Below are 10,247 nucleotides of genomic sequence, written 5' to 3'. Positions count from 1 at the left end.
TCGTGTTCGTGTTTCAGCACGCGGCTGCCCTGTGCCGTATGCAACCGCTCCTCCACGATCTGCCCGACATCGTCGTACACAAACTGCGTCCACGAATGCCGGTTGCGGGCTTGCGTCAGCTGCCCGGCCAGATCGTAGGTGAACAAGGTCGCGGTCGAAGGCGTGCTGCGTTCCAGCAGGCGGCCCGCCGGATCTCGGCGATAGCGCGTCAGGATGGCCGCCGTGGCATCCGGTGATTCGACCGTGGCCACGATGCGGCCAGCAGCGTCATAGACGTAGTTGACGCGACCGCCGTCAAACATCACCTTCTCGATCAGGCGGTCAACGGCGTCGTAGCCAAAGAGATGGCTGGCGCCGTTTTCATTGATGAGCTGGCGCAACTGCCTGCTGGTCGTATAGCTCAAGCGCAAGACGCCGCCCATCGCATCGACCAGCTCCAGCGGCAAGCCATCCGGCGCGTAAGTGATGGTAGTGCGTGCGCCCACGGCATTGGTGATCAGCAAGGGGCGATCGGCCAGATCGGTTTCATATGCCTCGAAGCTGCCATCGGCTTCGACCACACGGCTCAAACGGCCCGCCGCGTTGTACTCGTAGCGGGTGAGCTGACCTTGTGCGTCCACCTCGGCCACCAGCCAACCGTTGTCGTCATACTCGTAGCGGGTGCTGCGCTCGGCACAATCGGTGTACTGGGTCAACTGCCCAGCAGCGTTGTAGGCCAGCTTGTTGATGCCACCTCGTGCATCGGTGATCTTCACAGGCAGACCGGTGGGCGACAACTCATATGCAGTCGTGCTGCCATCGGCCTCGGTCTCGCTGACGAGGTTGCCCTTGTCGTCGTACTCGAACTTGCTGGTACGGCCCAACGGGTCCACGATGGCCACGGGCAGCCCCAATGCCGGATGCCACTCGATCTGCGTCACCCCTCCCATCGGATCGCGGATCTCGACCGGGTTGCTGTTGTCGTCGTAGATGGTTTCGGTGACGTGTTCAAGTGGATCAATGACCGCCCTCACCTTGCCATGGCGATCCAGGCCATAGCGCGTGACATGCCCCAGTGGATCGGTCAGGCCCGTCCAGCGCTGCTGCCCGTCAACGTGAAACAGCCATGTGCGTCCGTCCTGATCGGTGACGGCGGTCTGGTGCGGCTCATAGCGCAAGCGCCAGTGCTGGCCCACGTTGTCGCCATGCTTGACGATGCGCCGCTGGCCATTGATGGCTTCGTACTCGAACCATGCCTCGAAGCTGCCAGCATATGCGTGCAAGCTGAGCAACTGCTCGTCGTTGTACTTGAATGCACGCATGCACTCACCAGCACGGTTGAACACCCGAGTCAGGTTGCCGTGGCCGTCATATTCATAGCGGCACAGCACGTGAGCCTGCCACTGCCCGCCCTGCGGTCGCAATTGGGCCACCTGACGCAAACGCCCGCCATCCAGATACAAGGCGACCTGCTGGCCGCCGCTGCAACTCAGCCGGATCACTTCACGCTGCGCCCCCTGGCTGGTGCGATCCAGGCGAATGGCGTTGCCATTGCGATCAACCACCGCGGCCAATGCGCAGGCATCGCCCACGCGTTCGGCAAAGTCATAGCGCAGACCTTCGGCTGTCTCCAGGCTGTAGCTGCCTTGCGCCGAGCGACGCAAGGTGATGCCATCGCCCACCACGGCATGGACCCCGCCCACGGGCAGACTGGGCAATGTCAACACACGACCAAAGCCGTCCACACACTCCAGCCTGTCGACACCAACACCAGCCTGATCGGGCACAGCCAGCAACTGCACCTCGAACTGGGTGCGCCAACCACGCCCCAGCCACCCGGTGTGCGCATTTCCGGAGTAGTAGATGCGCTGCCAAGCCAGTGCCAGCGGCCCTTCGAGCACGAAGTCGAGGTCTTCGTCATCAGCCAGCACCAGCGCCCCCAGGACGGGGTTGACCGGTGGGCCAACGCTACTGCTTGCAAACGGGGCAGGATTCATCGCTGGAACTCGTTATACCCGGAGGGGCCATGCCATCCACATGCGGCATGGGCGGCGAATTGCCCGGCATGGATGCGTGATTGTTGGTGGTGATGTCCAGATGGCGCACCACGTTTTCGCCCTCCACTTTCACATCCATGGACCACATGTTGAAAAAGACCTTGCCCATGTTCTTGCTGGTCACAACACCTTTCTTGGGTGCTGAACCTGCTTCGTCACCGGAGCTCTTGCTGAAGCTGGACTTGTTCTTGAGCATGATCTCCTTGCCAGAGATCTTCACCGAGGTGGAACCATCGGTGGCATCCGAAGCCATGCCGGTATTGGGATAGGGAATGGGCACGCCGGGCGGCGTGGCCGGTGTCATGGGCGGCGTCATGCAGACATCGGGAAAGGCGCAGATCGTCTTGCCGGACGCCGCCTTGCAAGACACTTCCATCATGTTGGCAAATACATTGTTGGCCATCAAGCCCTCCTGTACTGCAAGGCCAGCGCGGCCCGCGGCCCTGCGTCGTTGGACAGATGTGCCAGCACATTGGGCCCCTTGGCGTAGCCCTTGCGCGCGGCGGCTTCGGCCATGGCGATGATGGCTGCGCCGGCCAGCGCGCCCGCTTCACCCGTGCATTCGGCCGGATGCCACAGGTCGAATTCCGCCTTGGGTTGGTGCAAGGTACGTTGCAAGGCCAGTGCCGCTTCCTTGAAGTAATACTGCTCGCCTGACAGATCGGCGATGCGGTAATCGAAATCACGCACGGTCAGGGCGGCCTCATTGGCCGCATCCTTGATGGCCGCGCTCAAACCATCTGCGCGCAGCGGCATGTCGCTGTCGATCGTGGCTTGCTCGATGGCAAAGCCCAGGCCTGTGCACAACAACTGCGCACCACCAGAGGCCGGCCCGACCAGCAAGGCCCCGGCGCCCTCACCCGCCATGAAGCCGTTGGAATTTTCAGGGGTCAGCAAACGGCCTACGCGGTCATAGTGGCTCAGGGTAGCCCAGCTCAGCAGGCTGTCTGTGGCTACGATCAGCACACGCTGGGCACGAGCGGCTTCGATGAGCTTGCGCGCCAGCACCAAGGCCACGGCCACACTCACACGGCCTTGTGCGATGACAGATGAGTCTGCCGAGAACGTGCACCCCAAAGCCTGCTGCACGTGCGCCAGCAAGGCCGTATCCAGCCCTTCCTGACGCCCGGCCCGTTCTTTCTCGGCCACGCACAGCAGCAAAGGCATGACTGCACGATCGGAAGGGGCCACGCCCTCCAAGACCTCGGTCATCACGGACGCGGCCATGGCACTCAGGCGATCCAGCCCACGCAAGGTATCGGGCATCTCCACGCGGTGCGCAAGGATCCACTCGCCCGTTGCATCCATGAAGCGGGTCGGGCTGGGGTTGCTGACCTTGGCCCGCATGGCGGCACAGGAAGCCCCGGCACTCGCGCCAACGGCAGTCAACAAACCCACACGGTGGATGGCCAGTGGCGTCGCCATCATGCGCTCCCCACCGCAAGCGCAGGATCAGTCGCGGGCGCCGTATCCCAACGCTCGTAGCCTTGCACCCCGACCTGCACACGGCTGATCTCGAAAATGCTCTTCTTCAACGGCCTGGTCACGCGCCAGGTCAAGGTGAAACGCCCGGCGTCGGGCTCCAGCACGATGGTGTCCAGCACGCCCTTGCAGGCTTCCCGCGCGCCCTGCTTGGGGAAGACCGTCACCGGCGCTTCGAAATACGGCAATACAAAGCTGCGCAGGCCATCCGGCGTGAACCCTCCCAGTTGCACGCTCAATGGCCCGGTCGGGATCGGCATCTGTTGATCGAGAGGTGCGGCCTGGTAATAGCGCTCATCAAAGTCCCGAGGCAGAAAGGGAAACACATCATCAAGCCAAGCCTGATCGTATGTGCCGGCGAAACAAGCGCGTTGCGCCCAGCCCCGCCCGACCGGGCCAAAGGCCACTGGCAAGCACGAATCAGTCGGGAAGCTCACACCCTCGCCAGGCAACTCGATATTGGGCAGCGGCGAACCATCCACCCACGCATTCTTGAGGTGCTTGTGCCAACCTCGGCCGACCGGGTTGGCCGTATAGGCGTCGTGCTCACTCGGGTCGTCACTGAAGACATCCGCGCCGCCGAATGCCCGGTCATACGACAAGGGCATGCTCACAAAAGCCTGAGGTGCCGTGGCACTGATGCCCGTGAGGCCCGCCTGCCATTGACGATCGCCGATCACATCGGCCTGCTTGTCAATCGGGCCGATCTTCAGACTCACCCTCATGCGGCTGACAGCCTGCCCGCCAGGCGCCCAGGCGCTGCCCACCAGCAAGACATCGCACATGGGCTTGCGTGGTGCGAAATCAACCTCATGGACAGCCGCCGTCTTGCCGGGCACACCTGTAAAGGTATCTGCCATGACCAAGGGCACCTGTTTGTCATGCAGGCGCACGGCCTCACCAGCCTGAGGCAATACGAAGGTGCCCTTGATGACCACGACCAGCAGCTCACGCCCGCTGGGCTCCATGCCAACGTTGTAGCCCGCGAGCATGCGGGTGGCGTTGATCAATTGCATGACTGGTCGCCTGTCTAGTTGAGCTGCACCGAGCCACCTTTGACCCGGTTCACGCCGCTTGAACGGCTCAGCACATAGGTGCCATCGATCAGGACCTTGCCCGCCTTGGTCAGCGTGATGCTGGCCTCGCCGCAACGCAACACCAGTTGCTCTTTGGCGGCCACCACCATGCGTTCGCCATCAACGTCCACATTGACTGTGGCAGGTGCATCCGGTAACGGCCAGCCCACCTGGCCACACACCAGACCCATGACGATGGGCCTGTTCACATCGCCTTGTTCGAACATCAGGACCACTGCCTGCCCAATGTGCGGCCCCTGCAGATCCACGACCGTACGAGCGCGCACAGCCTCGTGGCCAGGCTGTCCGGCAAAGCTCACCAGGGCTGTCTGGCCATGGTCCGTCAAGGCCAGCAAGGTACCGATCAGCACGCCATGAATGGGCCCTTGTGCGGGCGCCCCTGCTGGCAGGCTCACCGCAGCAGCACCTTGCAATAAGGGTGACAACAAAGCCTCCGCCTGCAGCTCGCCAGCTGGCACGCAGAGATCGGGCATGTCCTGAGGGTTCATGTCAGTTCTGCGTGATCTTGGAGCCCTTGAGCACCACATCACCACCGGCCTTTACATTGATCTTGCCCGAGCCATCAATCGTGATGTCCTTGCCCTTGATCGTGATGGTGCCGTCCTTCTTCATCGTGATGCTGGCGCTGCCTGTTTTCAGTGTGATGGCGTCTCCAGCCTCAATGACCAGCGCCTTGCCAACCTTGAGCGCATCACCTTCAGCAATGGTGGCGCTGCGGCCCTTGCCCACGCTCACGCTGGCCGCACCACCAACGGACGTCGTCTGATCGGCGCCCACATTGACCGTGCGCCCCGAGCCCACGCTCAGCGACTGGCTGGCCCCCACGTTCGTGGATTGATTCGCACCCACGTTGATCGATTGCGCCGCCCCGATGGCCACCTCCTGCGCGGCACCGATGGCAATGGTTTCATTCACACCCACCGTGTGCGTGCGCTGCTGGGCCACAGTGGCCGTCTCACTCGCACCGATCGAGATGCTGCGGTTGGCGCCGATCGTGATCGTCTCGTTGCTGCCGACCGACTCGGTCCGGTTGGCGCCGATCGTGATCTGCTCGTTGCTGCCAACCTTCTCGGTACGGTTGCTACCGATGGTGATGTCCTCATTGGAGCCCACGCTTTCCGTGCGGTTGACGCCAATGGTGATCTTCTCGTTGTTGTCGACCGTCTCGGTGCGATCGTGCTTGACGTGCACCGTCTCATCATGGTCGATGGTCTTGGTGCGGTCATGGCCAACCCAGTGCGTCTCATCGTTCTCGACTTCGATGTCCTGGTTCTTCTCGGCGTGCAGCCACACCTGCTCGGCGCCCTTCTTGTCTTCAAAGCGCAAAGCATTGGCATTGCCATAAGCCCCGCCCTTCGATGAACGCGACAGCACGCCCGACTGCGTGGCATTGGCCGGCAGATCCCACGGCGGCATCTGCTGCGCGTTGTAGACGCGGCCCGTGATCAGCGGCTGATCAGGATCCCCCTCCAGGAAGGAGATGACCACCTCCTGCCCGATGCGCGGGATATGCACGAAGCCGAAGTTCTGGCCGGCCCAGGGCTGCGACACGCGCACCCAGCAGGAGCTTTTCTCGTCCTTCTTGCCCAGGCGGTCCCAGTGGAACTGCACTTTGACGCGGCCGTATTTGTCAGTGAAGATTTCTTCACCGCTGGGGCCCACCACCACCGCCGTTTGCGGCCCCTGCACGAAGGGCTTGACGGTGCTGCGTTGCGGGCGGAACTGCTGCGATGAGGGGATCGCCTCGAAGCTGACCTTGAACTGGCTGCCACTCTGGCCGGCATCGAACACGGCCACCTGGGCCTGGATCTGCACGCTGGTCAGCAGGTACTGGGCGTTCTGATCATCACGCGGGTGCTTGCTGAGCGTGAACGTGCGCCCGGCCTCCAGCCCCATGGCATTGCCTTGGCCCTCAAGCCTGTGATGGCGTGCCTGCACCTCATCGAGCCAGTCTTCGGCAAACTGTTTGCCATCTGGCGCCTTGGTGTAGTCGCCCTGGAAATCGAAGCGTTCGGCCGAAGCCTGATCGTGCGAGCGCGACAGGCTGGCGTCCACCAACAAAGAGGTGGCGGGACGCTCGAAGTCGTAGCTCGTGAGCACCATCTTGCCGGTCTTGACCTCCTGGCTGAAGGTCCATTGCGAGATGTACTCCTGATCCGGCGGCGCGTTGCTCGGGTCTTCGATGTAGCGGATGGTGCTGGTGCCCGTGATCGGGTCATGCGCGCTGAGCGAATCCATCAGCACGAGTTCGTGCTTGCCGTTGGTGTGCTCGAAATACCAGTAGATGCCCTCGCGCTCCAGCAGGCGGGTGACGAACTGGAAATCGCTTTCGCGGTACTGCACGCAATACGTGCGCGGGTGGTAGGTGCGAAACAGCTTGAGCTTGACGTGCGCCACGCTGGCGTGATCGTCAAACACCTTCTTGACGATGTCCGGCACCGACATCTCCTGGAAGATGCGGCAATCAGACGTGCGGGTGAGGAACCACAGCCAGGGGCGTACCTCGGCCTGGTAGGCGAAATAGCGGCCACGGGGTGTGCCCAGCCCGAAACGGGTGACATAGCCGTGGAAATAGCGCTTGCTGTCATCAGCCAGATGCATGGTCAGCGTGACCGGCTTGCCCAAGAGATCCTTGGGTGCCAGCGTGGCCTTCTCGCTGAGCAGATTCAGCTGCATGCCACCCAACTGGCTCAGGCCCTCCGAGACGTTCATCGACTCGAGGAACAGGTCTGCCGCAGGCAGGGGGGAGCTGAGCGTGATGGGTGCTGTCGTGGCCATAGTGCTTTAGTACACCCCAGGCGGCGCGCTTGGCAAAGCGACCAAAGTCATGAGGAGGCGAGCGTCGGGATTGACATCTGTTTCCACGGAAACTATGATTCACGTCAGTTTCCATGGAAACACCATGCCCAGACGCCACACCGACACCCCACCCTCGCCCTCTCCACTGGAGGCCCATCTGGGCTTCTGGCTGCGCTTTGTCTCGAACCACGTGTCCGCACGCTTTCAGCAACTGCTGGAGGAACAAGGCGTGACCGTGACCGAATGGGTGGCGCTGCGCACCCTGTGGTCACAAGATCAAACCACGCATGCCGAGCTGATCCAGGCCCTGGGCATGACCAAAGGGGCGGCCTCCAAGGTGGTGTCGCGGCTGGAGGAAAAGGGGCTGGCCGCACGCCGGCTGGCCGATGGCCGCCCCCGCGAGCAGAGCCTGACCCTCACCCCCACCGGCAAGGCGCTGGTACCCAAACTGGCCGCACTGGCCGACGCGAATGACGCCCACTTCTTTGGCCACCTGCCGGCCAGCGAGCGCCAGGCCCTGACTCAGGCCATGCAGGCGCTGGTGCAGCACCATCAACTCAACAGCATCCCCACCGCATGAACGAAGCTACTGTCGCCATCATCCAGGCCACCTTTGAGGCCTCCAACCAGGGCACGATCCACTTTGGCCAGGTGATCGGGCAACTGCTGCATGCCGGGGTGGAGTCCTACCACGTGGACTACCGCAGCGGCCGCACCACCTACTACCTGCCCGATGGCCACACGGTGGATTGCCAATTTGAGCGCCCGGCACACGGCGTGGCTGATGCGTTTGATGCGCAAGCCGTGCGCGCCGCCATAAAGGGCGCCCAGCAAGGCCTGGTGATGTACCCCGAGTTCAAGACGCTGACGCAAGCCGCAGGGTGCGTGGGTTACACGGTGTGGTTGGCGGGGTGCCATGTGAGCTACCTGGGCCGCAGGGGGGAAACGCATGTGGAGAGGTTTCCGGAGTGAGGCAGCGGGGGACTGAAGACTGACTGGGGGGCTGCTTTGCAGCGGTTGCTGCCGTTCAGCCATGCCCTCGATTGGACAGCTTTCGGCCAGTTCCTGTCGGTGGCGAGCGGCAGATTTTCTGCGCAGCGTCGATTTTATGATGCTGACATGCCTTCACCGGACAAAATTGCGTACGCACGGACCCTGCTCGAACGCCTAGATGAAGGCGTCGTCGTACCTCTAAGACCAGTAAATGTCGAGCACGAAGATGGCATATGGCAGCCAGAAGCGAACCAATGCCATCACAATGCATCGATCCTCGCGCAGACTTATCCCAACGATCTTGAGGTCGTCCGTGGCTGGCTCGTATTCGACTTCAGGGGTTTGCTTGGAGAGGTGCGATTCATGCACCACTCGGTCGTCAAAGAGAAGACGACAGGTCGGCTCTTCGATCCGACGCCACAGGAACGCCTGAATCCTGAATATCTATTTATCGAGGCCCAGTTGATCGAAGCAGACTACTCAGACTTAGTCGAGGGGATGGCACATGGGGAGCTGCTCTCATGCAGAGCGATGTAGTCACCACGCTGCGGCCAGCATTTTCGGCAGCAGACCGCCCGTACAACTGATTGCGGCCATGAACTGACATCATTGATCGGCAGCCACCGAGTGCACCGCCGTCAATGGAAATCCTCTTCACGCTGGTGGCGCGCGCCGATGACGAGCACCAGCTCAGGGGTGCGTATATCGAAGCGAAGGACGTACCCGGTGGAGCCGAACGGGACGATGAGTTCACGCAATGTTGGGCGTTGACCGACCTTGCGATAGCTATAGGGCGTGGTCGCGAGATGACTGTTGGCAGCGGTGCGAATGGCGTCGATAGCCTCATAGGCACGCATGGCGTCTTCGACGGTCTCAGCGCCATCCAGGAGAAAGTCAAACAGGCGATCCAGATCGGCATCCGCCTCAGGCGTGAACTCGACCCTGAAAGTCATTTGCGAAGCTGCTTCACCCGTGCGGCAACTTTCGCCTCAAGCTTCGACAAGACAACGTCCGACGGGATGGAAACCCTGGTGCGCTCGTACGCTGCCAATGAGGCATCGCACCGCGCGGCGAAGTCCGTTTGCACGCGACGAAATTCGACGGCGCGACGCACCGATGCCTCGACAAATTCAGTCAGCGTCTCGCCGGGCAGAAGCACCGAATCAAGATCAGCGCGCAACTCGGGTTCGACACGGACTTGAGGGATGACTGCGGTTTTCATTAGCGCAATTGTATTGCGTTTGCACTACGTATTCAAGTGCTGTGCTGGATCTCGGACCGCATTGACTCGCGCTCCTGCACGACCGTCAGCAATTTGGCGGGCCCGTTTAGTGAGCCTACGACTGCTCAGGGTCGATAACGGCCGCTCGATGAGCCTCGGCTGAAAGACAGCAATCAGCCTAAAGCAGCCACACATCTCTCAGCAAGCCCAGTCACCCACGCTCAAACGTCATCTCGTGAATCATCTGCGCATGCTGTGGGAAGCGTTCCAACAGCACGGCGCGATCGTCAAGCGTAAAGTCCTCAAAATCAAAGCCAGGCGCCACCGTGCATCCGATCAGGCTAAAACCACCCGGCACCTCGCAGCGCAGCGCAAACCAGCTACCGCCAGGAATAACCAAAGCGAACTGCTGACCACGCGCCAGATCCCGGCCTAAGGTGTGCACACGCATAGCGCCTGCTGCGTCAATCTCATACACATGCAGCGGCTCGCCATCGTAGAAGTGCAGCACTTCGTCTGACGCCAACAAATGAAAGGCGCTGAACTCACCATGCCTCAGCAAGAAGTAGATGGCCGTGCTGGCGTTTCGATCACCCTTGTGCGTGTCACTTAGAGCGG

12 protein-coding genes are annotated in these 10,247 nt (G+C 61.7%); 3 read left to right on the top strand and 9 right to left on the bottom strand.

The genetic code is table 11. From position 1 onward, the window contains the following. The 6 genes from EPO09_RS01190 to EPO09_RS01165 all read right to left on the bottom strand — a co-directional run. Window positions 1–1,976 (bottom strand): DUF6531 domain-containing protein (locus EPO09_RS01190; protein ID WP_290639360.1); only part of this gene is annotated, 1,976 nt, incomplete at its 3' end. Next, window positions 1,948–2,439, bottom strand: a complete 492-nt coding sequence (locus EPO09_RS01185) for a DUF4150 domain-containing protein (RefSeq protein WP_290639358.1) — start codon at window positions 2,437–2,439, stop codon at window positions 1,948–1,950. The genes EPO09_RS01185 and EPO09_RS01190, both read right to left, overlap by 29 nt. Then, on the bottom strand, window positions 2,439–3,464 hold the full coding sequence (locus EPO09_RS01180) for a hypothetical protein (protein ID WP_290639356.1): 1,026 nt from the start codon (window positions 3,462–3,464) through the stop codon (window positions 2,439–2,441). Before EPO09_RS01180 ends, EPO09_RS01185 begins: the two co-directional genes overlap by 1 nt. Then, window positions 3,461–4,534: a DUF2169 domain-containing protein gene (locus EPO09_RS01175; RefSeq protein WP_290639354.1), complete on the bottom strand. Its 1,074-nt coding sequence runs from the start codon at window positions 4,532–4,534 to the stop codon at window positions 3,461–3,463. Before EPO09_RS01175 ends, EPO09_RS01180 begins: the two co-directional genes overlap by 4 nt. Before the next feature lie 14 nt (window positions 4,535–4,548). Beyond that, entirely contained in the window at window positions 4,549–5,103 is a 555-nt protein-coding gene (locus tag EPO09_RS01170; protein WP_290639352.1) for a DUF6484 domain-containing protein, read from the bottom strand. A 1-nt stretch (window position 5,104) separates the two neighbouring features. Next, a complete protein-coding gene (locus tag EPO09_RS01165; protein ID WP_290639350.1) occupies window positions 5,105–7,393 on the bottom strand; it encodes a type VI secretion system Vgr family protein in 2,289 nt (762 codons plus the stop codon). A gap of 124 nt (window positions 7,394–7,517) precedes the next feature. Here EPO09_RS01165 and EPO09_RS01160 point away from each other — a divergent pair, with 124 nt between their 5' ends. Genes EPO09_RS01160 through EPO09_RS01150 form a run of 3 tightly spaced genes read left to right on the top strand, consistent with a single transcriptional unit; the run spans window position 7,518 to window position 8,944 of the window. Beyond that, entirely contained in the window at window positions 7,518–7,994 is a 477-nt protein-coding gene (locus EPO09_RS01160; RefSeq protein WP_290639348.1) for a MarR family winged helix-turn-helix transcriptional regulator, read from the top strand. Beyond that, window positions 7,991–8,386 carry a DUF1398 family protein gene (locus tag EPO09_RS01155; protein WP_290639346.1) on the top strand — a complete coding sequence of 132 codons (396 nt, stop codon included), beginning with the start codon at window positions 7,991–7,993 and terminating at the stop codon, window positions 8,384–8,386. The genes EPO09_RS01160 and EPO09_RS01155 overlap by 4 nt, the downstream gene beginning before the upstream one ends. A gap of 36 nt (window positions 8,387–8,422) precedes the next feature. Continuing rightward, complete coding sequence (locus EPO09_RS01150; RefSeq protein WP_290639344.1) at window positions 8,423–8,944, top strand: hypothetical protein; 522 nt, start codon at window positions 8,423–8,425, stop codon at window positions 8,942–8,944. 101 nt (window positions 8,945–9,045) lie between these two features. Here EPO09_RS01150 and EPO09_RS01145 read toward each other — a convergent pair whose 3' ends face one another. The 3 genes from EPO09_RS01145 to EPO09_RS01135 all read right to left on the bottom strand — a co-directional run. After that, a complete protein-coding gene (locus EPO09_RS01145; protein ID WP_290639343.1) occupies window positions 9,046–9,360 on the bottom strand; it encodes a type II toxin-antitoxin system RelE/ParE family toxin in 315 nt (104 codons plus the stop codon). Beyond that, window positions 9,357–9,629, bottom strand: coding sequence for a YlcI/YnfO family protein (locus tag EPO09_RS01140; RefSeq protein ID WP_290639341.1), 273 nt, complete (start codon window positions 9,627–9,629; stop codon window positions 9,357–9,359). The genes EPO09_RS01145 and EPO09_RS01140 overlap by 4 nt, the downstream gene beginning before the upstream one ends. A gap of 211 nt (window positions 9,630–9,840) precedes the next feature. Beyond that, window positions 9,841–10,247 (bottom strand): cupin domain-containing protein (locus EPO09_RS01135; RefSeq protein ID WP_290639340.1); only part of this gene is annotated, 407 nt, incomplete at its 5' end.

The sequence above is a fragment of the Aquabacterium sp. genome, assembly GCF_004297345.1.
In the GTDB taxonomy this organism is placed as follows: Bacteria; Pseudomonadota; Gammaproteobacteria; order Burkholderiales; family Burkholderiaceae_C; genus Aquabacterium.
The sequence above is the reverse complement of the archived record's forward strand: the minus strand, read 5'-3'. Positions and strand labels throughout refer to the sequence as shown.

Excerpts from the sequence above, each read along its gene's own strand:
- EPO09_RS01185 (WP_290639358.1), bottom strand. The coding sequence starts at position 2,439 with ATGGCCAACAATGTATTTGCCAACATGATGGAAGTGTCTTGCAAGGCG.
- EPO09_RS01180 (WP_290639356.1), bottom strand. The coding sequence starts at position 3,464 with ATGATGGCGACGCCACTGGCCATCCACCGTGTGGGTTTGTTGACTGCC.
- EPO09_RS01175 (WP_290639354.1), bottom strand. The coding sequence starts at position 4,534 with ATGCAATTGATCAACGCCACCCGCATGCTCGCGGGCTACAACGTTGGC.
- EPO09_RS01170 (WP_290639352.1), bottom strand. The coding sequence starts at position 5,103 with ATGAACCCTCAGGACATGCCCGATCTCTGCGTGCCAGCTGGCGAGCTG.
- EPO09_RS01165 (WP_290639350.1), bottom strand. The coding sequence starts at position 7,393 with ATGGCCACGACAGCACCCATCACGCTCAGCTCCCCCCTGCCTGCGGCA.
- EPO09_RS01160 (WP_290639348.1), top strand. The coding sequence starts at position 7,518 with ATGCCCAGACGCCACACCGACACCCCACCCTCGCCCTCTCCACTGGAG.
- EPO09_RS01155 (WP_290639346.1), top strand. The coding sequence starts at position 7,991 with ATGAACGAAGCTACTGTCGCCATCATCCAGGCCACCTTTGAGGCCTCC.
- EPO09_RS01145 (WP_290639343.1), bottom strand. The coding sequence starts at position 9,360 with ATGACTTTCAGGGTCGAGTTCACGCCTGAGGCGGATGCCGATCTGGAT.
- EPO09_RS01140 (WP_290639341.1), bottom strand. The coding sequence starts at position 9,629 with ATGAAAACCGCAGTCATCCCTCAAGTCCGTGTCGAACCCGAGTTGCGC.